Source organism: Chloroflexota bacterium (assembly GCA_026710945.1).
Classification (GTDB): domain Bacteria; phylum Chloroflexota; class UBA11872; order VXOZ01; family VXOZ01; genus VXOZ01.
The window spans coordinates 26,592-53,538 of the sequence record JAPOQA010000007.1; the positions used below are offsets into that span (position 1 = coordinate 26,592).

Sequence of the window (26,947 nt, forward strand, 5' to 3'; positions counted from 1 at the left end):
TACCTAGCGTGTACTCTTTTTCAGCTTCCTGTCAGCTTACGTGGGTCACTAGTAGTGTACCGTATTGATCGACCACTGCGTAGTATTTAGGATGAATTACGGTCGTAGAATCGTACTCCTCTATGATTGCGGGGCCGGGAATCTCGATTCCTGCGTTGAGCAGGTAGCGATCAAAGATTGGGCAGTCCACGAAGTCATTCGCTTCACCGAAGAAGACCGGACGGCTGCCAAGCCGGGCAGCCTGTACCGCATGCATACCTGGATCCTTAGCAAGCAGCGGCGGCTTGACGATGGTGCCAAGTGCGGTCAGTCGCAGGTTCACTGTCTCCACCGGCTCGCCGGGAACGCTATGGCCGTAAACGCGGTTGTGCTCTGCATGGAAGTCATCCAGGAGATCGGTAACGGCGAAGTCGGCGGCATCGCCATCGGAACAAGGTAGCGTGAGCTCGTAGCTTTGGCCGACGTAGCGTAAGTCCACCTGCTGCGCGAAAGCCATATCGGCCGGAGCTACGCCTGCGGCGGTAAGAGCCTCCGTGCCCTGGTTGCGGAGGTCTGCGAATACTCCCGCCACCCTCCCTGGTTGGAGACGGTCAACTCGCTCAATGAGTGTCGTGGCATAGTCATAGGTTATGTCCGTGACCAGGAGACCCAGCGCCGAGGCTGTGCCCGGACTGGTGGGTATAACGGTGACGGGGATGTTCATTTCGTGCGCCAAGCGGTTGGCGTGCAGCGGTCCGGCCCCGCCAAAGGCAGTAAGCGCAAAGTCTCGCGGATCATGGCCGCGTTGCACCGAGACGAGACGCAGCGCGTTGATCATCGCCACGTTGGCGATTTCGACGATGCTGTGGGCGGCTTTCACCACGTTCAAGCCTAGCGGGTTGGCAATGCGTTCCTCGATTGCCGCATGCGCAAGCGCGCTATCCAGCTTGAGGTCGCCGCCAAGCAAGTAGCCGGGATTGAGACGGCCCAAAACGAGGTTGGCATCGGTTACTGTCGGCTCGCCGCCGCCGCGACCGTAGCAGGCGGGTCCGGGATCGGCGCCCGCGCTTTGGGGCCCTACCCGCAACACGCCACCAGAATCAATCCAAGCGATAGAGCCGCCGCCGGCGCCGATTTCCACCAGATCGATCACTGGCGTGCGGATAGGGTACCCTCCGGCGCGAAAGCCGCCGCTCCCCGGCTGGGCCACTGAGCCAACCTCATAGTCTTTGGTTATGCGCGGCGTGCCGTCTTGGACGAGACCCACCTTGGCGGTGGTGCCGCCCATATCGAAAGAGATGACATTTCTGTAATCCAATGCCTCACCCAGGTGTGCCGCCGTGATTACGCCCGCAGCCGGGCCGGACTCCACCATGAAGACTGGTCTGCGGCGCGCGTCGGCAAATGTCATGAGCCCGCCGCTGCTTTGCATCACCAAGAGTTCTGACTGAATGCCTTGCGCGCGCAGTTGCTCCTCGATGTTTTCAAGGTAGCGCGAGACGATAGGACGTAGCGCAGCATTGATGACCGTAGTGCTGGCGCGAAAGTACTCCCTGATTTCCGGCGCTACGTCGGAGGAAAGGGAGATGGCAATGTCCGGTGCGAGGTCTCGCAGTAATTCACCGACGCGCTGTTCATGTTGCGAGTTTAGGTAGGAATGCAAGAAGCAGACGGCTATGGACTCTACCGCCGCTTCCTTGACGATGGCTGCGATGTGCGGAATGGCGTCTTCGTCCAATGGCGTGATGACGGCGCCGTTAGCGTCCAGGCGCTCGCGCACACCATAGCATCGATCGCGCGGCACGAGGGGTGTGGGTTTCTCAAATTGCGTGTCATAGAGCGAGGGGCGAATCTGGCGGGCAATCTCCAGGATGTCGCGAAAGCCCTCGGTCGTGATAAGCACAGTGGGCGCGACTTTGCCCTCGATGATGGCATTCGTCGCCACGGTGGTCGCGTGGACGACGTAGCGCAGAGACGCGGGAGCCAACTTGGAATCTTCCAGAATGCGCCGGGTCGCGGAGAGAAAGCCCTGCGCCGGGTCGGTTGGGGTCGAGGAAACTTTGGCGTTCCAAAGACGGCCGGTGCTCTCATCCATCAATGCGGCGTCGGTGAACGTACCACCAATGTCAACGCCGAGCCGAAATTTTGCCGCACTCACGCGTCACTCCCCCTCGCACTATGCTCGTCTTGGGGGTTTTCCCCCTGCATGGCCGCGCGCAACGCATCGGTTGCAATGGTGTCCACCGTCAATTGCTCTGGGTCGATGACTACTCCATAGGCTGCGCTCGCACGCTCGCGGCTGACTTTCCCTTGCCGCACGTCATTGAGCACCCGTACCGGATCCCGCTGCCAGGGCGGGCCGTGACCGCCGCCACCGCAGGTCTCATAGCGGATGACTTCACCGGGACGGACGTCAATTGTCGTCTTGGAGCTCAGATGTTCCGTTGCGCCTTCTCGTTTGTGGAGGTAGAAGGCGGGGCGGCCGGCTTCGCCGCCAAACAGCCCCCAGGGACCCGCCTTGTCTCTATCGGCAAGCACGGTGAAGGTTACGTCATGATCGGGAAAGACATAGTCGCGGCGCAGGCCCAGTCCGCCGCGAAACTTACCCGGACCTTCTGAGTCGTCTACAAGCTCATAACGCAAGATGCGCACCGGATAGTAGCGTTCAGTTTCTTCGATCGGGGCGTTTTCAGTGTTTTGGCCGTGGGTTTGCACGGCATCCGGACCGTCGCTTTGGAATCTGCCGCCGTACCCACCGGCCAGGGTTTCAAGGAAACAGTAGTACTCGCCGTTGCGCGGATCGATGCCGCCGAAACCGGCGTGGCACTGCATCGCTTTGCCTCCCGCGGGCGAACGCTCCGGCAGCACGGGCGCCAGCGCCTTGAAGATAACGTCGTTGAGGCGCGCGTGGGTCTCCCAGCCTCCCACCACAGGAGCGGGCGGGCGGCAGTTCACAACGGTGCCCTCCGGCGCTTCGATGCGCACCATGCGGTAAAACCCTTGGTTGGGTGGGATGTCGGGGTCCATGAGGCACTTCAGGTTGTAAGCGCAGGCGGAAAAGGTCTGCGCAAACGTAGAGTTCACCGGTGCGCGGCGTTGCGGGTCGCAGCCGTTGAGGTCGAACAAAACGCCGTTTTCGTCGATAACTATCTTGGCAACCAGGCGTACGGGCTCATCGGTGTAGCCGTCGTTGTCCACGTAGCCGTCGGCCATGAACTCGCCCTGCGGCAGCTTGGCGATTTCGGCACGCGTGCGGCGCTCGGCATAGGTCATCAATTCCTGGATGTACTCATTTACCGTGTCGAGTCCGGTCTGCGCGATCAGCTCACGCAAGCGCCGCGTGCCGGTGGTGTTGGCCGCGATCTGGGCGCGAAAGTCGCCGGCTGTCTCCCGCTTGGAGCGGATTTGGCCGAGGATGAGCCGGAACACGTCATCAACGATCTCGTCGGCTGCGACAAGCTTGACCGGCGGAATGATGATGCCTTCCTGGTAGACTTCGCGAAACGCGCCGACACTGGCCGGCGCGCCGCCGCCCACGTCCACGTGATGCGCCATATTCGCTACATAGCCGAAGAGCTCGCCATCACAATACACCGGCGAGATGAGGCTAATGTCGTTCAAATGCACCCCGCCGAGATAGGGATCGTTGCAGAGAATGGCGTCGCCCGGGTTGAGGTTTTCCGGCCCGTAGGCGCGGATGGCAATCGGCACCAGGTGCACGAGGGAGCCAAGATGCACTGCTTGGCAAAACGCCTGGGCCACGACGTTCAAGTCGCGGTCAAAGAAGGCGCAGGAGAAGTCGGCGCGGGTCTTGATGTTTGTGGAGTAGGCGCTGCGCCGGAGCGCGACCGCCATTTCTTCCGTGGCCTCAGTCAACGCATGGCGCACGACTTCGAAGGTAATGGGATCGAATGCGGCTGTGCCGGCCATGGCAGTGACCTCCGTGCAGCGGATCAAGACAGTGAGCCAACGTGACCATTTCGCAGACTAGGGCTTAGTATAGCGCGAATACGCCGGCACCGTTTGTGCGCCGAGAACTAAGTTCGCACTGATAGTGCGCCGAAGATTTCGCTCCCACAGTTGGCGTGCGGAAGACTACGCCCGCATTGTCTGCTCCGGGCAAACCCGAGAGTAACTGTCGGTTGACATCTCCGGCTCTTGCGCTCAGACCGCCGCAGGCTGATCTGCCTCCGGGCCGTAGCCTTCAGGACGGACCAGCAGTTTTTCTCCATCGGAAAAGCCGTCCCCGCGCTCTCCCAGGTAGTCTATGAGGCGGTTGCGCCAGAGCGATACACGATCGGCATAGGCCGGATCATTCGCCCTGTCGTGAAGTTCCTGACGGTCGTTGGCAAGGTCGAAGAACTGTTCTTCACCGCGCACGGGGAACCAGAGGTACTTCTCCTTACCGTCGGTGAGGTACTGCACAGCATTGTCCTCGCTGTAGACTGGCGAATGCTCCCCGTGAACGTACTCGCGCCACGGTTCGCCGCGCGCCGCTTTCAGAACGCTCGTGCCGGTCACGGAATCGGGGATAGGCGTGCCGGTTGCCTCGAGAATCGTCGGCATGACGTCTTGCAGCCCGACCGGATGCTCGAACGTACCGGACGGCACGTCGAGGCTATTCGGATATTTGATGACAAATGGAATGCGGGCCGATCCTTCATATGCGTAGCACTTGCGCAGTAAATTGTGGTCGCCCATCATATCGCCGTGGTCCGCCGTGTATACGATCATGAGATTGCGGTCCAACGCCCCTTGCACGAGTTCCAGCAAGTAGCCGAGCTGATAGTCGAGGTGGGTGATGCAGCCCATGTACGCTGCCCGCATGCGCTGCAACTGTTCGTCAGTCAACCGGCCGTACCACGCTTGGCGAGGCAGGCCGGGCTGGGGCACGTTGTACCGCTCAGCCCAATCGCCAACGGGAATCTCCGGCAGTTGCCGGTTGATGTACATGTCCCAGAAGAATTGCGGTGGGTCATATGGGGAGTGAGGACGGAGTTGCGAGCACCAGACAAAGACGGGTCGCGTAGGATCGCGCTTTCTGATCTGCTCAATCGTCACGTCTACGGTCCAGTTCGTGCAGTGATAGCGCTCTTCGTATATCCAGGGACGCGCCAGCCAACCATTGGCATCCGATCCGACCGTGCGCTCGTGGGCGTACGGGCCAAGCTCTTGGCGGAGCCAGTCCCAATAGTCATCCTCTCCCTCGCGAATTTCGTGAGGGATGACCGTGTGGAAGCCGTAGAGCTTGCGCCGTGGGTGCATGTTGCGCCAACCGACGTTGATGCAGTGATACCCGGCATCGGCCAGCACCGCCGCCAGGGTGTTTGGCTCGTGCCACTCTGACGCGGAGTAGCCAATCAGGCCGCAATCGTAGCTGCGCTGACCCCCATGCATAATGCGCCTTGCGCCGGTCGTGGAGGGAATCTCCGTATACGCGTTGGGAAAGTAAGCCCCGTGCTCGACGAACGCGTCCACATTGGGCGTCTCAATCACCGGATGGCCGGCAATGCCGAGGTGGTCGCCCCGTTGCTGGTCGGTGGTATAGAGGATGATATTCGGTCGTTGGTCTTTCATGCGATGTTCCTTTCCCCTTTTTCCAATGACGGATACCGGTGTAGCCAACTGCCTCAACTATAGGGCAAATTGGGCGATGCGTTGCTTGCTGGCGGGATCATCTGCTGCTGTCGTTCTTGCGCGGCTCTAGTATTGAAACTCAACACTAATTGTCGGGCCGTCGCAGCGGGGGCATATGTAAGAGTGCGCAGATCGCGCCTGACTCAGCTGAATCGTCGTCTTCCGGTCGCGCGCCACTGAGCCGACAGTGCTGCCGGCCAACTCTTAGCTTGTAATCCAGCGATCGCCATCCCGTGTGTAGTCCACCAATTCATCCTGTTGGAAGAAGAGATTGACCTCTTTATCCGCAGTGTCGGGGGCATCGGAGGCATGAATCAGATTCATCGTGAGGTCAAGGGCAAAGTCGCCCCGAATTGAACCCGGCTCGGCCTCGGTAAACCGCGTGGCTCCTACCAGACTCCGCACCACCGCAATCGCCTCGGGACCCTCTATCACGGCGCAAACTACGGGGGCGGCGGTAATGAATTCAATCAGGTCGGCAAAGAACGGCTTCTCTTGGTGTACGGCATAGTGGACTTCGGCAAGAGATCTATCGACCGACATAAGCTTCAGTCCGACGAGCTTGAGGCCGCGCTGTTCGAAGCGGCCCAGGATCTCCCCGACGAGCCCGCGTTGGACGCCATCCGGCTTAATAATTACAAGGGTTCGTTGCGCCACGATTCGTTCATCTCCTTTTTCTGTGGTGGGTCTTATTCGCTACGCTTCTTCATTGGCAATGATACGCTGCAGGAGGTCGGTCGTGCTGTACCCTGCAGTGAACGGCAGAATTCGCACGCTGCCGCCATACTCTCTGACCGTGGCGGCTTCGACCGGCTCGGAACGCGTGTAGTCTCCGCCTTTGACATAAATGTCGGGTTGCTGCTTGCTTAGCAAGCGTTCCGCCGTATCGTCGTCGAAGACGATCACCCAATCCACACACGCCAGCGCCGCAAGTAGACGAGACCTGTCTCGGGCACGAGTGATGGGACGTGTCGGCCCTTTGAGCGCGCGCACGGATCGATCACTATTGACAGCGACGACGAGTGCATCGCCAAGGGCTCGCGCGCGCTCCAGGTAGGCGACGTGGCCCGCGTGGAGCAGGTCGAAACAGCCATTGGTAAAGACGACAACCTTCCCTTGTTGCCGGAGGGCGTCGACCTGGCGCTGCAGCTCTGATTCGGAAAGGATCTTTGCTGCTGTCACGTGCCCGGGCCTTCCACAGATGCCAGCACCGCCAGAATTTCAGCATGGGTAGGTATCGCCGCGCCGAGCTTGCGCACCACGATGCTTGCTGCTGCTGCTGCCAGCATAGCAGCGCGAGTAGGCGGCAAACCAGCCAGCAGCGCCAGCGTGAGCACCGCTGAGACCGTATCGCCTGCACCCGTGGGATCGATCACCCGGTCCTCGCCCAGGGCCGGTATGTGACAGGGGGCCGTACTCTCGGTGAAGAGCGACATGCCCTCATTGCCGCGAGTTACAAGCAGCACACTTGTCTCGAGTAACTGGAGTAGGTCGGCTCCCGCCTCTTCCAATTCCGCAATTGACTGAAGCGCTCGTCCCAGCGTGAACTCCACTTCCGGTTGGTTTGGCGTGAATGTGTGGGCTCCGGGGAAGCGCGTGAGGTTGCCGTGTGAGTCCACGGTCACCGGCTTGCCCTCTGCGCGGGCAAGGCTTAGGACTGCCTCGATAACGGCATCGTCGATCATACTTATTTCGTAGTCGGCCACGACAATAGCGTCGACTTGAGCAATGCGGTCCCGCAGCCCCGAAATAATCCGCTGGCACAGGTCTGACGAGACGGCGTCTCTCTCGACGCGATCAATGCGGCAGACCTGCTGCTGCACGGGTTGCTGGTCACCGCCGGCCCAAATGCGGGTCTTGGTTGAAGTTAGGCGATCCTCTGCGGCAAGAAGCTGACTACAGTGAATGCCGTCATTCTCCAGCAAATGTCGGAGATCGCGCCCTACGTGGTCGCTCCCGATTACGCCCGACACCCAAACTTCCGCACCGAGCGCGCGGGCATTGCGAGCAACGTTCGTTGCCCCTCCGGGAACGAGCTTTCGGTCTACATAATGCAGGACCGGCAACGGCGCTTCGCGCGACATGCCGCTTGCGCGCGTAAAGATGTGCTCGTCGGCTACCATGTCGCCAATTACGAGAATCCGCTGGGTTGCAAAGCGCTCCAGGGCGTCTTGCCATTGAGGTGTTGTCATCGGAGCGCCTCCAGTGGAACGTTCACGTGCAGTTCCTCTCCTCATGTTGGCAGCCGCTGGCGCGTTCAGCAAGAGGCGGATGAGCGAGAAAAGCGGCGACTTCATGGCCGGTAGGCAGCGACGGTTGCGCGCCGAAACGGCCGACTGCGATTGCGGCCGACGCTGTGGCGTAGCGGGCGGCGTCTGCTAGCTCTTCACCGCGCGCGAGCGCTGCTGCCAACGCGCCGACAAAGGCGTCACCCGCGGCAGTGGCGTCAACCGTAGGCACCCGCCAGGCCGGGACGTGCGACACACTGTCATGTGTAGCAAGGATGCTGCCCTCCGCGCCAAGTGTAAGGACGGCTGCGCGCCGAACGTGTTTGCTTAGCTCTTGGGCGGCCACCTGCGCTGCGGCTGCCGTCTGCACCGGACGGCCGACAAGACTCGCGGCCTCTGCTCGATTCACGACAAGTATGTCTGTCAAAGGCAGTAGAGCCGCTGCCTCGGCGGTGCCGGGTGCGGCGTTCAATATGGTTGCCATGTTGTGTGCGCGGGCCTGCTCAAGGGCGGTACGTACCGTATCGAGCGGGATTTCAAGTTGGCAGACGAGCACGCTGCTGTGCGCAAAGAGCGCCTTCGCGTCAATAATATGAGACGGCGTGAGCGCGGCGTTGGCGCCAGGGGAGACGGCAATGGCATTCTCACCATGGCAGTCCACGAGAATGAGCGCCGTTCCCGTCGGGCGAACAGGGTCTTCAATTACAGAGTCAACGCGTACACCGTAAGACTCTAGCTCTGCCTTGCGCGCATTGCCAAACGCGTCGGCGCCGATGCAGCCGAGGAAAGCGGTGCGCGCCCCCAAGCGCGCGGCAGCTACTGCCTGATTGGCTCCCTTGCCACCGCCAATTCGCTGCAAGTCGTCGCCGAGCACGGTCTCTCCCGCTTGGGGGAGCGCTGGCACCGTCACCACGAGGTCTGTGTTGATGCTGCCAACTACCAGCACCTCATTGTGTATTCGTGTGTCCTCTTGGGTGGGGACTTTCATCGGTTCTCATCATTGGTGCGCGTTACTGGGATCACTCAGTGCGCATGCTGGAATTGCGAGCGATCGGACAGCATCCAAGGTGCATTATAGCCGCCCACACCGCTCGGCTCATCGAGACTATTTCTCACGCAAGACTTTCCACAGGTAGGCGATGAGCACACGCTGGCGGCGCCAGCGCCAGGGCTGCCGCACCAAACGATAGCACCATTCAAGGTTCATCCGCTGAATCCAAAGTGGAGCGCGCGCCACTGTGCCGGAGACATAGTCAAAGCTCCCGCCGACGCCCATTGCCAAGCGCGCGCCAGTTTTCTCCTGGTACTTCTGAATCCAGAAATCCTGCGCCGGACAGCCAAAGGCAACGAAGAGCATGCCAGCGCCTGACTCGCGGACCTGCGCGCAGAGTCCGGGCGCTTGATCGGGATCAGGTGCGCCGACGGCCGTGCCGGCGATCACGAGGCCGGGTATCTTTGCTTGCAACGTTGCTGCCGCTTGTGCGGCAATCCCAGGAGCCGCGCCGAGTAGAAACACAGCTATTTGCTGCTGAGCGGCCTGGATACAAAGATCTTGCATCAAGTCAACGCCCGTCACGCGTTCGATATTGGCTTTGCCTTGGCGGCGTACAGCCCACACGATGCCGGCGCCGTCCGGTACGACGAGGTCGGTCTCGCGAACAAGCGCGCGAAAGGAAGCGTCGTGCTGGGCGTACATCACGAACTCAGAGTTGAGCGTGACCACCTGGTGGTGGCCGTCGGTGTTGAGCAACTGTACGCAACGGTCGAGCGCCTGGGATACGGTTACGCAGTCCACGCGCACGCCCAGCACTGTGGCACTGGTGGGTTTGCTATCGTTCGTTTTGATAGGAACTTGCCTCGAATGTACATGGCTCTGTGTAGACCTGCCCTTCGACAGGCTCAGGACGAACGGAATTCGACAGGCTCAGGGTGAAGGGAATAGGCAGGAAACTGTTCGTGCTGAGTACTGGGCGAAGACCTTGGCGGTCCTGAGCACTGCGACAAAACCTGTACTGAGCTTGTCGAAGTACTCAGCACAAGCGTGCCGAAAGGTTGAATCACGATTTGGCTTAGCGGACAGTTCTATGGGATAGCTCCTAGTTGTCTTGAATGTCCTGTTTGAACTCAGTCCACTTTGCTTCGACGAATTCCTTGAACTTGCCGGCAAACACAGATTCGTCAAAACGTGCGGCAGTTTTGCGGCATACGTCAGGTGCGAATCGATCTGGGTCGAAGTCCCGGAGCACTTGTGCAAACGCGGTCCCGGACTGCTCCGGTACGAACACGCCGTTTACGCCCGGCTGCACGATTTCGGTTGCGCCGCCCGCGCCAAAGGCGATGACGGGCTTGCCGGCGCTCAGGGCTTCCACCATGACGATGCCAAAGTCCTCTTCACCCGGAAAGAGCAGGGCACGGCAGCCGGCAAGTTGTGCGGCCAACTCCTGCTCCGGCAGCCAGCCAAGGATTGATACGTTGGCTGGCGCCGATTTGGTCAGAGTCTCTCGTAGAGGACCGTCGCCGATCACGCGCAAGGGAACGTGCGCTTCCTGAGCGGCAGCGACTGCGAGGTCCACGTGCTTGTGGGCTTCCAGCCTCCCTACAAATGCATAATACCCGTCATCGCGGCAGGGCTGCGAGCCAAAGCGGCCCGTGGCGACGGGCGGATAGATGACGGGCGCCTCGATGCCGTAGACGCGGCGAATGCGTGCCGCCACGGTGCGCGAGATCGCCACCAGATGGTGCGGCTGCGCCGCCGCCCAAAGGTCCCAACGACGCAAAGGCGGGCGGAGCAAGGCGTCGAGGCTGCGGAGCGGCCGGGACATCTGACTGCGGTCTGTGGCCGGTGTCATGCCCCAAAGGAAGCGCGGGGGCGTATAGCAGTAGCTGATGTGCAAGGTGTTTGGCCGCCGTGGAATGCCCTTCGCGGCGAAACTGGCCGATGAGATGACCACGTCGAACGGCTCCATGTCAAAGCTGCGAAAAACAAGCGGGTAGAGCGGTGTGAGCAGCTTTTGCACGCGCGCCGGATGAGGAATGCGCTGGAGAAACGAGGTCCGCATGTCCCACGCGGTCACGTCCACCGGGAACGTGCCACGGTCTATGAAAGAAGTGTATACGGGCGCTTGGGGCCAAAGCCCGTGCATGACCGCCACGGTCTGCTCGGCGCCCCCCAGGGCAAAGAAGTAATCGTGCGCTAGTGCCACTCGCATGTTGGCTCTATGCTAGCTGAGACCCAGGTACAAGAACGAGAGCTAGAAAACATGGGGAAAGTGGCGAGAGCGGCTTTGAGTCCCAGGTCAGTTTACATACCTTGGGGGCAGATCTTTGCCTTCCCTCTCGGTATCTGGAAATTGCGCACGGTATTTTTCTAGCAACTCGGCTTTGCTTTCATCGCTGAGCTTCTCCCCGGCAAAGTAGGCTATCAAATCTGTTGCTAAATTGCGGTTCTTTGTGTCGATCTTTCCATCTGTTCCGCCCATCCAGAGCACGCGATCCCACACCCTCAAGTTGTCTGCGGTAATCGCCCAAGGTAATTTGTTAAGGTTATCGCAGGCCTCTTGCTTTGAGAGATTGGTCGATGGATCTACTAGGCGCAAATAGGTACGCACCAAACACTCCTGTGCGACAGGTTTACCAAGTAGACTTTCCATTCGAATTTCGCATCGCTTTTCGTCACCTGTGATTTCCTTGTCGTTGAGGGCATCTCTAAAGGCCTCTATGCCTTCAAGCAACTGCGCCCAAACTTGCCTTACTGCATTCCGATACATTCTTGTCTTCTCAGGTTTTGGAAGTTGGGCTTTGTCTGCTGGCTTAAGTTTTTGACCCGTTATAGCAGTGATAATAGCTTCGTTGCAGTTGTAAATGGTTGAAAGTGTGGTGAAATGGTAGTCTCTTTCGGTCAAGGTATTGCTTTGAAACTTGACCAGCCGGGCACCGACTAGATCATTAGCAATTTCACGCCCAAGTATAGCTACAACGTCGTCGTCATTTGTAACGATATTCTGCCCAGTCGTCGGTTTTCTAGCATGGAGATTTACATGCGTGAAGATTTGACGTGCTTTCTTTCTTTCGAATGGTACAAGTATTACAGTAACGTCCTCCTGCGCGAGTTCTGAGCAAGGAAATGCAATCTTATCGATCTCTTTGTCCTGTTCGTCGCGTCCGCTGATGGCGAACTTGATCGCCTTTACACGATGTTGTCCGTCAAGAGGATAAAGTACCTCACCACCGCTAAACGTAAGAAGACCAATTTTGTTAGTCTCTGCCTTGGGCCAACCCGTTAATCCCCGCGTGGTCACGTCGGACAGGGCCTGAAATTCAAAGGTATCCTCGAAATTCTCCGCGGCGACAATTATTGCTCCAAAAAACCGGGACTTGTTGTTAGCAAGATATGGGGCAATGTGCTGCTTGACCCGACTGTAGGCAATTTCCCTTTGGTAGCGTTCCTCTATGGACAGTGCCTTCCATTCTTCCGATTCTCGGGGAATTACAACCTTGTCGGATAACTCTTTGGCTTTCATTGAAAGGATAAAGTAGTCAGTATCGCCCAGTCGGGCCTTCATAGCTGCCACAGGTGTCGCCATACTCTAGTCTCCCTCAACGAGTGTTATATTGCACATTTGCTTCAGGATTCCACATTCTTATCAGGCGTCGCTCAAGCGCGTCGATCTTACCTCTTTCAACTGAGATATAACATACGTCCAAAATTTCGCCAAAAGCTTCAAGCCATAGCCTCAAGGATTCATTGTGAGACCTGTTCCAATGTTCTCTAAGACGCTCTCGAATTGGGCGTTCCCTCGCTTTACCAACGTAGATGCACTTCCCATTCGTACGGCACCAAAAAGCGTAGACCCCGACAGTTTCCATTGGAATCTGCTGAATAGCGCTATATGACCAGTGGGAAACTGTTCTCCTATGCATCTTCATTGTACATTAGGTAGACGCCAAACTTCAGAGGCGAGCTTGGCCAATCGGTCTTGCCGCCTTTCAATCTCCGCAGGAGACCAGTCGTTAACTTGGGAAATCTCCCGTGACATCAGAATAGCACTACTCTTATAGATGTCCTTCTTGCGAGAAAAGCTGCGATTATCATTTGGCCTGGGACTGTTTTCTGCATTCGCTAGTAGAGTGAGGTTACCAATCCTGTCAACATAGTCTGCGTGGTCGCTTAGATCGAATTTTGGCCATCCTGAAATATAGGAATCTGATTTAGGTAGAATGTGCTCCACCGTGTATCGCCGCTCGTTGATCACCACACTGTCCGGCTGCTGATAGTATGCAAGTCCGAGTAACAGGCGCTTTGCATATGCGGGCTGGCGTGTGACAGTTTGCTTCATCCTCTCGATAAACACCGTATCATCGAAGATGCTCTGCTCATCGCTTTCCTCAAGCGCTGAGTTAAATGGAACGGAATTCAAAGGATCTCCGTCCAAAATCTGTTTCGCTAAGGCCGAGAACGCACTTTCAAAGTGCGATGATTCGAACTTCTTTGCCACAAATGCTGTGCGCATCACAAACGAGGTCAGCACATGCAATCTTTCGTGTACTTGGCGCGCAACAGAGGGCTTCTTTCTTCCATCAGCCTCCCGCACGTATTTAAGTAGCAATGCGTATACAATCGGCTGCGTGACTGTATATCTCTTGAGATCACAAAGCAATGCAAATAACTCTCGAGGAGACTCTCTCTTCTTTAGCCTCGAAGACCTATTCTTCCTGGAGTCTTTGGTGAAGCTTTCGATTAAAGAGTCATTCTCGCTAGGCGCCGAGATTGTGCGAAATAGCTCAACTTTGTCCTTTCGAGAAAGGTTCTCTACTAAGTCAAACACATAGTTGCTCAAACTTTGCGCACTCTTGCTGCCGCAGTCGGCCTTAATCTTTGCTTTCATCTCACGGTAGAAACGGTCCTTCCTCAAGAAGCCGTATTTGCACTGAAGGAAGCAACGAAAATATTCAGCCGATTTCGAGTCTGCAGAGAGTTGACTTCGTACACTTTCCAGGCTGTCATGAACTGTTTCCCTGCGCGGGTTTGTATCCTGACCACTAAAGAAGGAATAGAAGTGATTGCGAATGAGGTCAAGTTGGCTCAGTGGCTTACCTCTGGCATTGAGCGTTTCAAAAACTGAGCTTGGGTCGAGCTTTCTTGGTACGTATAGACACGCGACCTCTAGTTTTCTGAGCACGAAGTCAAAGAAATCCTTGGCTTTCTCGGTATCCATAGACGCTAGATATGTGTTTATCTCACCCCATGCGTCCGTGAGATTTCCATTTGGACTAATGTCTCTACCGCGAATCAACTGATAGTATCGGTTTTTGTCATTTCGCGGTGGTGTGAGCCTCGGAACAAGACTATCCCCAGCAGTGAGGTTTTGGGTATGGTTCTCATTCAAATCAAAGAGAACCCTGAGTGCCAATGCTTCACGTAACGGATCGCCATTGTCACCAAATGTGCGTGCTAACTTGGCGCAGATAAGAGAGTAAGTAACCATTCGTTGCTGACCGTCGTTGATCTCCCAAAGACCATCGGACCTTTCTACCAGCATTACGGCACCAAGAAAGTAACAATCACGCTGTTCTCTAAACGCTTCTTCAAGGTCCATTAGCAATTCACTTACGTGCTCTCTCTTCCAGTCGTAGTACCTCTGGTGCCAGGGGACTTGAAACCTGCCCTTGTGAAAGAGCAGGGAGAGCACTGAAGACTCGACTTTGACGACTGTTGGCGTAGAACTCGGAGAATTCATACTGTTTCCATATTGAGCTGTTCAATTAGGGCAAGACGCCCTTCTTCTCTGGTTCTATCGCGCCACCAAATATCCTCGATGAATTCAATCTCAGACTGGGAAATCAGCTCTTCTCCAAACTGTGCTTCAATTTCCTGTAATCGAACTAAAATCCTCCGACGAACTTCAAGCCGAAACGGCCCAAAAACTCGGGACCCGTCAACACGGGTCTTTGTACGTCCGTCACGGCGCACTGGTAAACGGTTTGCATCGTCTTCGCGAAGTTCAATTAGCCACTCTCGGAAATTGAATAATTCTTCCAATTTGTCGCGCTCAGGATGGCCAGAGTCTATTGTCCCGCGCATGCTCCTATCTTTCGTAACGACAGTGCAAGTCCAGCAGCCAAAGCGGGGCGAGGTTGTACCGCATGATGGCGCATCCTCTTTGGTCAATACAAGCGGACACTCCCCGCCACCAGCATTGCGATACAGTGTTATTAGGTTACGATGGGAACCGCCCCAAGGCGGCTTTCTCTGCATCAGAATCATCCACACGTCGTCGTCTTGTAAGTCCGCAAGCGGCGCAAACATACGACACCCTTTGATCGAACTGTGCGGATTCATCTCATTGGCCCTCACGCGATGCTTCTGCATGTTGCGGCGGCGGGTCTGCGACTCGCTACGACGTGTTCCCACAAGCAAGATTGCGCGCTTGTGCCGGGCAACAAGCTCCTCAATTAGGCGATTTGTGGGCTGTATTTTCATCCTGTCCGTGCACCAGCGAAAGTTGCGCGTCGGCGGAATATAACCGCGTCCTATAACATTGACCCAAAAAGTTTGGTCTACATAGGGTTTGGTGATTTGTGTGGCAATAGGCAATCCCATCCCCTCTGCCGCTCGGCGAATGACATCGATGCTATTCTTCAAATGCTCGATGACAAGGGGAGATTCGACCAGCGTGTCGTTGGCTACGACATAGACCATGCGATGGCGCTCTTCCGGATCAAGCGATAAGAGCATCTCCCAAACCAACTGCATCAGCAAAGTCGAGTCTTTGCCCCCAGAATAAGCGACGATCCAAGGATCGGAGTGGTTCTTGCGATACTCAGTCTGAATTACTTCGCGCACGGAGGCGAGCTGGTCGGTGATACTGTGAGGAGCCGGCCCACCACTGTCACTGTATGCAGTACTCATGCTTCTATCCTGTTGCGATGTTCAATCCAAGTGGGAGAAATACTGCGCAATTCGTCTACGGCGCCCGTGATCTGTTCAGCCGCATAGTCTATCTCTTCAACAGTGGTAAACCTACCGAGACTGAGACGAAGAGAACTGTGTGCGGCTTCTTCATCCACTCCAAGCGCCATCAGGACGTGAGAGGGCTTTACACTTGCCGAAGTACACGCAGACCCAGTAGATATGGCTATATTACCTTTGAGCATCATGATCAGCGACTCACTTTCAACGGATGCAATTGTCACATTTATAATACCTGGCACACAATGTCTGCGTTTTCCGTTGACTGAGAGTTGCTCTATCAGGCTAAGACGACCCATGAGTCGCTTCGACAAGAGACATATTCTGCTGAGATCACTCTCGAACTGCTCTCTCACAAGGCGGGCTGCCTCACCCATACCTACAATCTGATGGGTTGGTAGAGTTCCCGATCGCATGCCGCGTTCGTGTCCTCCGCCATGTATCTGGGCCTCCAGCCGTGTCCGTGGATTGCGCCTAACATACAACGCCCCGATACCTTTAGGACCGTACATTTTGTGACCACTCAGGGATAAGAGATCAGCCTGGATACTTTGCATGTCTAGCGTCAGGCGTGCCGCACTCTGTGCGGCGTCAACATGGAAGGGGATCTTGCGTTCACGAGTGATTTCCGCAATGGCCTGTATGTCAGTTACAGTTCCAAGCTCATTGTTGACGTGCATCAGAGAGACTAAGATCGTATCAGACCGTAGGGCTGCACTTACTTGGTCAGGACTAATGACCCCATCAATGCTCGGCTTTAGGTACGTGACATCATACCCTTGGCCCTCCAAATAACGACATGAGTCGAGTACAGCTTTATGCTCAATTGTCGAAGTAACTATATGCCGCCCACGGTCAGCGTAAGCATTGGCCACACCTTTGATTGCCAAGTTGTCCGATTCTGTGGCTCCCGATGCCCAGATGACTTCATCTGGTTCGGCATTGATTAGACCCGCCAATTCCTGGCGGGCGTTTTCAACCGCCTTTTCGGCTTCCCAACCAAAGCGGTGTGTACGTGAAGCTGGATTGCCAAATATCCCGTCAGTTCCCAAGAAACCCATCATAGTTTCCGCAACTTGGGGATCGACGGGAGTAGTTGCCGCATAGTCCAGGTAAATGGCTCTCTGCAATGATTACCTTCTATTCGCTTAGGCGAAGAGACTGATTGAATTACCGCAGACTTTGTGCAAGTCCAGTCTATCAACGCAGGTCACACACGGTCAACGTTAGATTCAATTGACGTAAGCATGAGAAGAAGATAATATAAAGAAAAATCACTTCAACGATAATTGATATATTATTTGTGTGATGGTCGCATGTTTGACGAGGAGTAGTAATGCAACCGGTTCGAGACCTCAGCAGGCAACTTCGCGCGCTTGCCAGTCGTTCTCGCTTGGAGATTCTTCATCTCCTGGCCGCTGAAGAGAGCATGACGGTGACCGAATTGCGGGTGCAAATACGGCTTAGCCAGCCCTTGCTTTCGTGGCACTTGAGCATTTTGCGCCGTGCCAACCTGGTGGATGCGCGGAAGGACGGGCGACAGGTGCACTACGCGCTGAACCGGACCGGATTCCAGCAGGTCTCCCAGGGACTAGACGATCTGTTGGCAACCGAACAGGATACGGAGGCGGCGCTCGCTGAGCAGACTGCGAGTTCGTCTTAGCTAGAGCGACGAAACCTAGCGGAGGACATGGGTGTGTGCGCCGTGGAGATTGCACACACAAGAGTCGACAGGAAGAATTGCAACAAACTTAGGGAGAGAAGTACCGGTGAGTAGTAAGGTACGGGTGGCGATAGTCGGCGTGGGAAACTGCGCGTCGTCTCTGATTCAAGGGGTCCAATATTACCGAAACGCAGCGGACACGGATTTCGTTCCCGGTCTCATGCACGTGCGGCTGGGTGATTATCACGTGAGCGACATTGAGTTTTCCGCCGCCTTTGACGTTGACGAAAACAAGGTTGGCAAGGAGCTTGGCGAGGCGATCTGGCAGCCACCGAATAACACGATCAAGTTTTCGGAGGTAGAGCCGCTCGGCGTGTCGGTCCATCGCGGCATGACCCACGATGGTATCGGTCAGTATCTCAGCGAGGTCGTGCACAAAGCGCCCGGGTCCACGGACGATATTGTGAGCATTTTGAAAGACACCGGCACGGATGTCCTCGTAAGTTATCTGCCGGTAGGCAGCGAAGAAGCGACGAAGTGGTACGTGGAGCAGGTATTGCGCGCCGGTTGCGCTTTCGTGAACTGCATTCCGGTCTTTATCGGCCGTGAGCCCTACTGGCAGCGGCGCTTCCATGAAGCAGGGGTCCCAATTGTTGGCGATGACATCAAGTCCCAGGTTGGGGCAACGATTGTCCATCGCACCTTGGCGCGGCTCTTCCGGGACCGCGGTGTACGCTTGGAGGAGACGAGCCAGCTCAACGTCGGAGGCAATACCGACTTTCTCAACATGTTGGAGCGCTCTCGTTTGAGCTCCAAGAAGGAATCCAAGACGAACGCGGTAACCTCGCTGTTGGATTACGATCCCGGCGAAGGCAACGTTTACATTGGTCCCAGCGACCACGTGCCGTTTCTGCAGGACCGCAAGTGGGCATACATTCATATGAACGGTAAGGCCTTTGGCGACGTCCCACTGCGGGCAGAGATCAAGCTGGAGGTGTGGGACTCACCGAATTCGGCGGGTGTGGTCATCGATGCCGTGCGCCTGGCCAAAATCGGGCTCGACCGCAGTCTCAGCGGCACATTGGTCGCGGCGTCGGCCTATCTCATGAAGTCGCCCCCACAGCAGATTACTGATGAGCGGGCGCGGGAAATGCTCGAGGAATTCATTGCCGGAACCGGTGATGATGCGGGCTACGTCCTCCAGGGCGGGGAGCAACAGTCATAGCTGAGAGTTCGTGTCATGACGATGAGTGGCCTGACAGGACGGCTCTTGTTAGTAACGGGCGCCACACTTGACGGCGCTTTGCCGCAATCTATCAAGTATCGCATGGCGAGTCTGCTGGCCCGGGCGGTCTTTCGTGTTTGGCGGACTGGTCGCGAAAACGCAATGGCCAATATGTCCCATGTGTTGGGAAAGCCGTTGCTGCATCCGGATACGCGGCGAGTGGCCATGAAGTCTATGGAGAACTACGGCTGGTACTTAGCCGACTTTCTGAGCTGGATGCGGATGACCCCAGAGCGCTTGGAGCAGCGGGTGCGCGAGTTTCAAGGGGAAGAATATCTCACTGAGGCCCTGAAGGCAGGCAAGGGCGTGATTTTTCTCTCCGGTCACTTTGGGCTCTGGGACTTAGGCGGCGCAATGCTTGCACAACGATTTCCGGTTCTGATTCCGGTGGACCAGTTTGGTAGTGGGACGATTGATTGGATCGTGCGCAGAGTGCGTGAGCGTTTAGGTATCGATACGGTGCCGGTGGAGAGCGGGCTGCGCGCCATGTTGCGGCAACTACAAGCCAATCGTGTGGTAGGACTGCTGTTTGATCGGCCGATGGGCGGCCGCGGCGTTCCTGTTACATTTTTTGGGAGTCAGGCGTTTCTTCCCGCCGGCCCGGCCGCGCTGGCATTGCGCACCGGAGCTCCGCTCGTGATGTGTCAGTGCCGGCGCAGTGAGGGAAATGGCTTGGCTGTCACCGTCTACCCGCCCATTTACGCCGTTCCCAGTGACGATGAGAAGAGCGACATTCAAGCCACCATGCAGCAACTTGCGGGATTGTTGGAAGAGATGATTCGCTCGTGTCCGGAGCAGTGGTACATGTTTCGTCCTATGTGGGCCCGACCTCTTTGCGCCGAGGCCCCCGGCACGGGACAGGCATAGGTAGGAGGGGTATGCGAATGCGACCGTCTCCAGAAGAATCGTTAGACCCGACCCTTGCCAGCAAGGCGGACTTGCACATCCACACGAAGGCGAGTGACGGCACGTTCACGCCCTATGAGATGCTGGAATATGTGAGTGCCGAGACAGATATAGCGGTTCTTGCGGTCACGGACCACGATGAAATTGACGGCGCACTTGAGGCGGAGGCGCTTGCCGACCAATTTCCGGGTGTGGAGGTGATCCCAGGTATCGAGGTATCCACCTTCGACGGCCACCTCATAGGTCTGTGGGTAGAGACGGCGTTTCCGGTCTTGCGCAGTGCTGAGTGGACCATCGATGCCATACGAGAGCAGGGCGGATTGGTGATTGTTCCTCACCCGATGTCTTGGTTGACCCTAAGCTTTCGGCAGTACACTTTCAAACGCTTGGCGAGAAAAGGGTACTGGTTCGACGCTATTGAAGTCATGAACGCGAGCCCGGCGGGCAAGATGAGCTACGAAAAGGCGCTAGAGATCCAGCAAAGACTTGACCTGCCTCAGGTTGGCGGCAGTGACGCGCACATTTTGGAGGGGATCGGCAAGGCGCACACCGTCTTTCCCGGCAAGACAGCCAATGACGTGCGGGAAGCAATCAAACACAAGACGACGGTGGCATGCGGCGGGTACTTTGATCTAGATGAATCTATGCTCTACTTTCGGCGCAAAATGCAACGGTATGCGGATTGGCTGGGACAGACGCTCGTTCCCGGAAAGTGAGGCGGAGCATGAAGATTGCCCTCGTTTCACCATACGACTATGCATATCCCGGTGGTGTGACCGAGCACATCAGTCACCTCAATGGGCAGTTTCAAGGTATGGGGCATGAGGTCCGCATACTTGCGCCTTCATCCCAGCCTGAAGAAGAATTGCCCTACGATAACCTTTACCGGGTTGGGAAGACGATCGTCAGGGTTCCGACGAATGCCTCAGTGGCGCGCATTTCGCTCTCGCTCACGCTCTCGCGTCAGGTGAAGGAAATTCTCGCCAATGAGCGGTTCGACGTGGTGCACCTGCACGAGCCGCTCGCACCGGCGTTGCCTATCACGGTGCTCCGTCACTCCCGGACAGTAAACGTCGGGACATTCCATACTTACCGGCGCTCCCACTTCGCGTATCTTTACGGCAAACCATTGTTGAAGCGGTACTTCAATCGATTGCAGGGACGGGTTGCCGTATCTGATGCGGCCCGCGAGTTGATTGAACGCTATTTCCCCGCCAGGTACCGCATCATTCCCAATGGCATCGACATGCAGCTCTTCCAAAGCGCGTTGCCTCCTTTTCCCAATCTAGATGACGGTATGCTCAACATACTGTTTGTCGGACGGCTGGAGAAGCGCAAAGGATTGACATACCTTTTGCAGGCACTGCGAATTGTGCAGGAGAGCGGCACCTATGACGTTCGCCTTATTGTTGTGGGTGCGTTCACAGAGGAACAGCGCGGCGAGTATGAGAAGAGAGTTACTCAGCTTGGCTTGTCGAATGTGCTTTTCATCGGGTTTGTAAGTAGAGAAGAGAAGGTACGTTACTACAAGTCATGCCATGTGTTTTGCGCGCCGTCTACCGGCGGCGAAAGCCAGGGCATCGTTTTGCTCGAGGCCATGGCTGCCGGCAAGCCGGTCGTGGCGTCCAGCATTGAAGGGTATCGTGGAGTGCTGGATGGCACAGGAGCCGGCGAGCTGGTTCCCCCGCAAGATGAAGCAGCATTGGCTCGGGCGCTCATGCGCTTCCTTGGCCATGAATCGCTTCGCGACGAGACTGGCGCCAGGGGATTACTCGCGGCGCAAGGCTATTCTTGGGAGAAGATCGCGACTCAGTTGGTTGCGTTCTATGAAGAGACCATCGCCAGCGCAAGGCCGCGCAGCCGCCGCTTTGACTGGGCAAGAGTAGAACGGCGGAGGAAGGAATGAGCACGGTGATCCTGGACTGCAGATGCCAAACGAGGGTACGGCGCGCGTCAAGGGAGCGGTGGATATCATGATTCATCCAGGCGTCCGTGCATGGGCGCAGAATGCCATGGAGGCGCTGGTTCGCCCACTCGCACGTATTGGTATTCAGCCAAATACAATCACGACACTTGGCTTTGTACTTAGCCTCGTGGCGGCTGCGGCGGTCTGGCAGGGAATGTGGCCCTGGGCCGCGTTTCTCGTGCTGGTTGCCAGTGCATTCGATATGTTGGATGGCGCGCTGGCGCGGGTGAGTGACCGGGGCACCACTTTCGGGGCATTCTTTGACTCGACCCTGGACAGGCTGTCTGAAGCTGCGATTTGCCTGGGGTTGATCGGGTACTTTCTCGCCCGGCAAGACGACCAGACTGTGCTAGGCGTCGTGCTCATGCTTGTAGGGTCCCAGATGGTGAGCTACACGCGCGCTCGCGCGGAGGGGTTAGGACTCTCCTGCACCGTAGGATGGTTTCAGCGTCCGGAACGCGTTATCGCGCTCGGCTTGGCGTTGTTGTTCCCGGACTCTCTAGGTATTGTGCTAGAGATCGTCATATGGATGCTGGCGGTACTCACGTTGCTCACGACCGTACAGCGCGTCTTCCATGTCTGGTACCAGTCCCGCTAAAGGAAATGGCCGGGCACCACAGGCGCCTTGCTCACCACGTTGCAAAGGCGCACTTCGGACCGGCGCAGCAGCGGCGGGCTATGTGGTGGCGCCTGAGAGATTACCGGCCGCGTTGCGAAGCAGCTCCGCTTTGTCAATTCGTTCCCACGGCACGTCGATGTCAGGGCGCCCAAAGTGTCCGTATGCTGCCGTTTGGCGATAGATGGGTTGCCGCAGATCCAGATCGCGGATGATTGCCGCCGGGCGAAGATCGAAGTGATCGCGAATGATGGCGACGAGTTCGTCATCAGCCACTCTTCCCGTCCCAAAGGTGTCTACCATAATGGAAACGGGATTCGCTGTACCAATGGCGTAGGCGATTTGAATCTCACAGCGATCGGCCAGCCCCGCCGCGACAATGTTCTTTGCCACGTAGCGCGTAGCGTAGGCGGCGGAGCGGTCCACTTTGGTGGGGTCTTTGCCGGAAAACGCGCCGCCGCCGTGGCGGGCCATCCCCCCGTACGTATCAACGATGATCTTGCGACCGGTCAAACCCGCATCACCCAGCGGCCCGCCGGTGACGAATCTTCCGGTTGGGTTGATTAAGAATCGCGTATCGTCATCCAGCCACTTGGCAGGAATTACGGCGCGGGCGCAGTGTTCGATGAGGTCACGGCGGATTGTCTCCTGGTCGACATCCGGATGGTGTTGCGCGGATAGCACGACAGTGTCTATGCGAACCGGCTTGCCATAACTGTACTCGACAGTGACTTGCGACTTGCCGTCGGGGCGGAGATACGAAAGCGCCCCGTCTTTGCGGAGCGCTGTGAGTTTGCGGACGAGATTATGAGCCCACATGATAGGCGCGGGCATGAGCTCCGGCGTTTCATTGCAGGCATAGCCAATCATCATACCCTGGTCCCCGGCGCCAGCTTTGTCCACCCCTAGCGCAATGTCGGATGACTGTTCTCTTACGGACACAATCACTTCACACGTCTCGTTGTCTAAGCCAAAATCTTCCGACGTGTAGCCGATCTCTCCGGCAACGGCGCGGGCTACCTCGGCAATATTTACGTTGGCCTTGGCCGTTATTTCGCCGAGAACCACAATCAACCCCGCTGTTGTAGCCGTTTCGCACGCGACCCGCGCTTCGGGGTACTGTTCGATGAATGCATCCAGCACCGCGTCCGAGATCGCATCGCACATCTTGTCAGGATGACCTTCCGTCACTGACTCAGATGTGAATAGTACTTTGGCTGATGAGCCAATGCCCAAACTCATTCTAGTCTCCTTACTCATCCTCACATACCTGATGGTTCGCTGTAGCGCCGTACGGAGGCGCCGGCGTGGCTTTTATGTTCCTTCTTCCCAAGAAGATAGGTATTTCTCTTGTTCCGGAGTTAGCACGTCAATTGAAAGATTCATGGCATCGAGCTTGAGGCGCGCGACACCGGCATCAATCTCCGTAGGTACAGTATAGACACGATCCTCGAGCTGCGCATGGTTCTTGGCCACATACTCCGCGCTCAATGCCTGATTGGCGAAGCTCATATCCATCACACTGGCGGGATGCCCTTCAGCACCCGATAGATTGACGAGGCGGCCGTCGCTAAGCAGCGAAATCCGGTTGCCGTTGGCCACCACGAATTCCTCTACCTGCTCCCGAACTATTGATGTAGAAGTGGCAAGCTCGCGTAGGGCCGGAATGTTGATCTCCACGTTGAAGTGGCCCGCGTTGGCCACGATTGCCCCGTCCTTCATGACGGCAAAGTGCTCTCTGTCGATCACATGAGCGTTGCCGGTAACCGTGATGAACAGGTCTCCCCTCGATGCCGCATCGAGCAAGGGCATGACTTGATAGCCGTCCATGGCGGCCTCAAGCGCATTTAGGGGGTTGATCTCGGTAACGATCACGTTGGCACCCGCGCCCTTCGCGCGTGCGGCGATTCCGCGCCCGCACCAGCCATAGCCGCACACCACGATGGTGTGCCCGGCGAGCAAGACATTGGTCAAGCGGAGAATGCCGTCCAAGCTACTTTGGCCGGTACCGTAGCGGTTGTCGAAGAGGTGCTTGGTATTGGCCTCATTCACGGCAACGATCGGATAACGCAATACCTTGTTCTCCTCCATGCTGCGTAGGCGAACGACGCCGGTCGTTGTCTCTTCGGTGCCGCCGAGCATGTTGTCGAGGAGTTCGGGACGCTCTTTGTGGGCTACGGTAACCAAGTCGCACCCATCATCCATCGTAATGTGCGGTTCATGGTCCAGGGCTGTGGCGATGTGCCGGTAATAGGTCTGTTCGTCCTCGCCTTTAATGGCGTATACCGGAATCCCAAAGTCCTCGACCAGTGATGCGGCGACGTCATCTTGCGTTGAGAGTGGATTTGACGCACAGAGCACGGCATCGGCGCCGCCTTCTTTGAGCGTGCGCATGAGATTTGCGGTCTCGCTGGTCACGTGCAGGCACGCGGCAATCCGCACGCCGTCCAGCGGCTTCTCACTGGCAAAGCGATCGCGGATGAGCTGCAGCACCGGCATCATGCGGTCGGCCCACTCGATGCGCATTTTTCCCTTGGTGGCGAGGTCCCTATCCTTCACATCACTTCCTATTGCAGCAGTTGCCATACATAATCTCCTTCTTAGTATGCTGTCAGTCTAGGCTTTCGAAATGAGTAAACGAAGCGAATTCCCGGTATCGTTGCTGAATGTCCTCGGGTGTTATCTCTTTCAACCGATTAACACTAAAGTCCTCCACGGTATATGAGGCTACCACGCTCCCGTGAATGAGCGCACGGTGCAACTCCCGCCCTGTGACCTCTCCTTGCTGGGCGATGTAGCCGAGAAATCCACCGGCAAAGGAGTCGCCCGCTCCGGTTGGATCTCTTACGTCTTCCAAGGGGTAGCCGGGAGCATAGTAGTACCCGTCTTTGGTAACCAGTGCAGCGCCGTGCTCGCCTTTCTTCACAATGAGCGCGCGTGGTCCCAGCGCCAGCACGTCACGCGCTGCCCGCAGGAGACTGTGTTCGCCTGTATATTGGCGCAATTCTTCATCATTGATCATGACGAGATCAGAGCGACTCATGACCGTGGTCAGCATGTCACGCTGGGTCTCGATCCAATAGTTCATGGTATCCAGAATCGTCAAGGAGGGCCGATTCATCTGATTGAGCGTGTCTAGCTGAATGGTTGGATCGACATTTGCCAAGAAAACAAACGGCGTATCGCGGTAAGCAGTTGGCAACGTCGGATTGAACGTCGCAAGCACGTTGAGATCGGTGGCCAGCGTATCCCGCGTATTCATGTCGTAATGGTACTTACCCGCCCAGTGAAAGGTCTTGCCTGCCTGCACTTCGAGACCCTTCAGATCGAATTGTCGCTCATTGAGAAAATCCATATACGTGTCAGGGAAGTCGGCGCCGATCACGCCGACAATCTGCACGGGGACGTAGAGGCTTCCGGCAGTGGCGGCATAGACGGCAGAGCCGCCAAGTACGCCTTCTACTGACGCAAAAGGCGTCGCGATATCATCGGTGGCGACAGTGCCTACAATCAGCATGCTCATTTTGCTGCCAGGATACTCCAGCTTTGAAGATGGGACCGCAGCGCATGTACAGAGGTGATGCCTTTGGCTCCTACAAGCATGCGCCTATCTTTCTCCGGTCTATATGTATTTACCGACAATCAGGTCTAGCGCGGCCCGTTGCGCTGCCGGAATGCTGTCCGGCGACGTGATGATGGCATTGGCAAGCGCCTCAGGGCAGGGACAACCGCCGCGCACGTCCGGGAGTGTCGTCAAGGCACGCCGGACAATCTCCTTGGCATGATCCACGTTCTGCTGCAGATTCTCAACTACCATGTCAACGGTAACCTCGCCCGCTGTATCGTGCCACACGTCATAATCCGTGACACACGCGAGCGTGCCGTAGCAGATTTCCGCCTCCCGCGCTAACTTGGCTTCCGGCACCGCAGTCATGCCAATTACATCCATGCCCCAACCGCGGTAGACTTCCGATTCGGCCTTTGTGGAGAATTGTGGACCCTCAATGCAGATGTATGTGCCTTTACCGTGCATTGCTATGCCGGCCGTTTCGCCGGTCTGATAGAGCACGCTTCTAAGCACCGGACAGAACGGTTGCGCAAAGCCGACATGGGCGACGATGCCGTCGCCAAAAAAGGTGCTAACACGCCGCTTCGTATGGTCGTAGAGCTGGTCCGGTACGAGAATGTGCTGGGGAGCCAGGTCTTCGCGCAGTGAGCCGCAGGCGGAGATGGAAATGAGATACTCGACCCCGAGGCGCTTGAAACCGTAGACGTTCGCTCGGGCATTGAGATCACTGGGCTGGACTCCGTGGCCCCGGCCGTGCCGGGGGAGAAATGCAAGAGGGATGCCGTCCAACGTGCCCAGGGTGAATGCATCGCTTGGCGGCCCAAAGGGTGTTGCTATGTGTACGTCCCGGCGGTCTTGCAGTCCCTCGATGTCTGCAAATCCCGTACCCCCGATGACGCCCACTCTCGCAGCGGCCTGCATCCCCATTTGGCTTGAATTCTCTCTTTCGGTACACCTGGCAATCTTGCCTAGGTGTGCTCTCGCCCCCTTGCCTGCTCGCAGCTGGCAGCAATTACCGAGCCGACCTGCACAGGACCGATAGGGAGCGCCAGTACCCGTGTTGCAGTGGCAATCGCCGCTATGACTTGGTTTTGAGTTTCAGCTTAAACGAAATGCCTTCCCATGAAGAC

23 protein-coding genes are annotated in these 26,947 nt (G+C 56.9%); 6 read left to right on the forward strand and 17 right to left on the reverse strand.

Going from position 1 to position 26,947, the window contains the following annotated elements:
- Positions 1 to 31: 31 nt before the first annotated feature.
- The 13 genes from OXE05_01015 to OXE05_01075 all read right to left on the reverse strand — a co-directional run bounded on the left by OXE05_01015 (position 32) and on the right by OXE05_01075 (position 16,943).
- A complete protein-coding gene (locus OXE05_01015; GenBank protein ID MCY4435896.1) occupies positions 32 to 2,137 on the reverse strand; it encodes a hydantoinase/oxoprolinase family protein in 2,106 nt (701 codons plus the stop codon).
- Positions 2,134 to 3,909 (reverse strand): hydantoinase B/oxoprolinase family protein, encoded by a 1,776-nt coding sequence (locus OXE05_01020; protein ID MCY4435897.1) that lies wholly within the window; start codon positions 3,907 to 3,909, stop codon positions 2,134 to 2,136. The genes OXE05_01015 and OXE05_01020 overlap by 4 nt, the downstream gene beginning before the upstream one ends.
- A 234-nt stretch (positions 3,910 to 4,143) precedes the next feature.
- On the reverse strand, positions 4,144 to 5,556 hold the full coding sequence (locus tag OXE05_01025) for a sulfatase-like hydrolase/transferase (protein ID MCY4435898.1): 1,413 nt from the start codon (positions 5,554 to 5,556) through the stop codon (positions 4,144 to 4,146).
- A 264-nt stretch (positions 5,557 to 5,820) separates the two neighbouring features.
- Positions 5,821 to 6,273 carry a nucleoside-diphosphate kinase gene (ndk, locus tag OXE05_01030; GenBank protein ID MCY4435899.1) on the reverse strand — a complete coding sequence of 151 codons (453 nt, stop codon included), beginning with the start codon at positions 6,271 to 6,273 and terminating at the stop codon, positions 5,821 to 5,823.
- 39 nt (positions 6,274 to 6,312) lie between these two features.
- Positions 6,313 to 6,798 (reverse strand): D-glycero-beta-D-manno-heptose 1-phosphate adenylyltransferase, encoded by a 486-nt coding sequence (rfaE2, locus tag OXE05_01035; GenBank protein ID MCY4435900.1) that lies wholly within the window; start codon positions 6,796 to 6,798, stop codon positions 6,313 to 6,315.
- The gene (locus OXE05_01040; GenBank protein MCY4435901.1) at positions 6,795 to 7,808 is read right to left on the reverse strand and encodes a bifunctional ADP-heptose synthase; all 1,014 of its coding nucleotides are present in this window, start codon (positions 7,806 to 7,808) and stop codon (positions 6,795 to 6,797) included. Before OXE05_01040 ends, rfaE2 begins: the two co-directional genes overlap by 4 nt.
- Positions 7,809 to 7,830: 22 nt before the next feature.
- Entirely contained in the window at positions 7,831 to 8,832 is a 1,002-nt protein-coding gene (rbsK, locus tag OXE05_01045; protein ID MCY4435902.1) for a ribokinase, read from the reverse strand.
- Between the two features lie 117 nt (positions 8,833 to 8,949).
- Positions 8,950 to 9,639: a WecB/TagA/CpsF family glycosyltransferase gene (locus tag OXE05_01050; GenBank protein ID MCY4435903.1), complete on the reverse strand. Its 690-nt coding sequence runs from the start codon at positions 9,637 to 9,639 to the stop codon at positions 8,950 to 8,952.
- A gap of 301 nt (positions 9,640 to 9,940) precedes the next feature.
- Positions 9,941 to 11,053: a glycosyltransferase gene (locus OXE05_01055; GenBank protein ID MCY4435904.1), complete on the reverse strand. Its 1,113-nt coding sequence runs from the start codon at positions 11,051 to 11,053 to the stop codon at positions 9,941 to 9,943.
- Positions 11,054 to 11,140: 87 nt separating this feature from the next.
- Positions 11,141 to 12,427, reverse strand: a complete 1,287-nt coding sequence (locus OXE05_01060) for a DGQHR domain-containing protein (protein MCY4435905.1) — start codon at positions 12,425 to 12,427, stop codon at positions 11,141 to 11,143.
- Positions 12,428 to 12,766: 339 nt separating this feature from the next.
- Positions 12,767 to 14,581: a DUF262 domain-containing protein gene (locus tag OXE05_01065; protein ID MCY4435906.1), complete on the reverse strand. Its 1,815-nt coding sequence runs from the start codon at positions 14,579 to 14,581 to the stop codon at positions 12,767 to 12,769.
- Positions 14,578 to 15,753, reverse strand: coding sequence for a DNA phosphorothioation system sulfurtransferase DndC (gene dndC / locus OXE05_01070; protein ID MCY4435907.1), 1,176 nt, complete (start codon positions 15,751 to 15,753; stop codon positions 14,578 to 14,580). The genes OXE05_01065 and dndC overlap by 4 nt, the downstream gene beginning before the upstream one ends.
- Positions 15,750 to 16,943 carry an IscS subfamily cysteine desulfurase gene (locus OXE05_01075; protein ID MCY4435908.1) on the reverse strand — a complete coding sequence of 398 codons (1,194 nt, stop codon included), beginning with the start codon at positions 16,941 to 16,943 and terminating at the stop codon, positions 15,750 to 15,752. Before OXE05_01075 ends, dndC begins: the two co-directional genes overlap by 4 nt.
- A gap of 206 nt (positions 16,944 to 17,149) precedes the next feature.
- On the opposite strand from OXE05_01075, the gene OXE05_01080 reads away from it, so the two are divergent.
- From OXE05_01080 to OXE05_01105, 6 genes are all read left to right on the forward strand, one after another.
- Positions 17,150 to 17,476, forward strand: a complete 327-nt coding sequence (locus tag OXE05_01080; protein ID MCY4435909.1) for a metalloregulator ArsR/SmtB family transcription factor — start codon at positions 17,150 to 17,152, stop codon at positions 17,474 to 17,476.
- Positions 17,477 to 17,582: 106 nt separating this feature from the next.
- Positions 17,583 to 18,701, forward strand: coding sequence for an inositol-3-phosphate synthase (locus OXE05_01085; GenBank protein MCY4435910.1), 1,119 nt, complete (start codon positions 17,583 to 17,585; stop codon positions 18,699 to 18,701).
- Between the two features lie 15 nt (positions 18,702 to 18,716).
- Entirely contained in the window at positions 18,717 to 19,628 is a 912-nt protein-coding gene (locus OXE05_01090) for a lysophospholipid acyltransferase family protein (protein ID MCY4435911.1), read from the forward strand.
- Positions 19,629 to 19,645: 17 nt separating this feature from the next.
- Positions 19,646 to 20,383, forward strand: a complete 738-nt coding sequence (locus OXE05_01095) for a CehA/McbA family metallohydrolase (GenBank protein MCY4435912.1) — start codon at positions 19,646 to 19,648, stop codon at positions 20,381 to 20,383.
- Positions 20,384 to 20,391: 8 nt separating this feature from the next.
- Positions 20,392 to 21,573 (forward strand): glycosyltransferase family 4 protein, encoded by a 1,182-nt coding sequence (locus tag OXE05_01100; GenBank protein MCY4435913.1) that lies wholly within the window; start codon positions 20,392 to 20,394, stop codon positions 21,571 to 21,573.
- 22 nt (positions 21,574 to 21,595) lie between these two features.
- On the forward strand, positions 21,596 to 22,231 hold the full coding sequence (locus OXE05_01105) for a CDP-alcohol phosphatidyltransferase family protein (GenBank protein ID MCY4435914.1): 636 nt from the start codon (positions 21,596 to 21,598) through the stop codon (positions 22,229 to 22,231).
- A 78-nt stretch (positions 22,232 to 22,309) separates the two neighbouring features.
- On the opposite strand, the gene metK is transcribed toward OXE05_01105, so the two are convergent.
- The 4 genes from metK to mtnP form a co-directional block, all read right to left on the reverse strand.
- Positions 22,310 to 23,491 carry a methionine adenosyltransferase gene (metK, locus tag OXE05_01110; GenBank protein ID MCY4435915.1) on the reverse strand — a complete coding sequence of 394 codons (1,182 nt, stop codon included), beginning with the start codon at positions 23,489 to 23,491 and terminating at the stop codon, positions 22,310 to 22,312.
- A 72-nt stretch (positions 23,492 to 23,563) separates the two neighbouring features.
- Positions 23,564 to 24,835 (reverse strand): adenosylhomocysteinase, encoded by a 1,272-nt coding sequence (gene ahcY, locus OXE05_01115; protein ID MCY4435916.1) that lies wholly within the window; start codon positions 24,833 to 24,835, stop codon positions 23,564 to 23,566.
- Positions 24,836 to 24,860: 25 nt separating this feature from the next.
- Positions 24,861 to 25,766 (reverse strand): PfkB family carbohydrate kinase, encoded by a 906-nt coding sequence (locus tag OXE05_01120; protein MCY4435917.1) that lies wholly within the window; start codon positions 25,764 to 25,766, stop codon positions 24,861 to 24,863.
- A 105-nt stretch (positions 25,767 to 25,871) separates the two neighbouring features.
- Complete coding sequence (gene mtnP / locus OXE05_01125) at positions 25,872 to 26,738, reverse strand: S-methyl-5'-thioadenosine phosphorylase (protein MCY4435918.1); 867 nt, start codon at positions 26,736 to 26,738, stop codon at positions 25,872 to 25,874.
- Between the last annotated feature and the right edge of the window lie 209 nt (positions 26,739 to 26,947).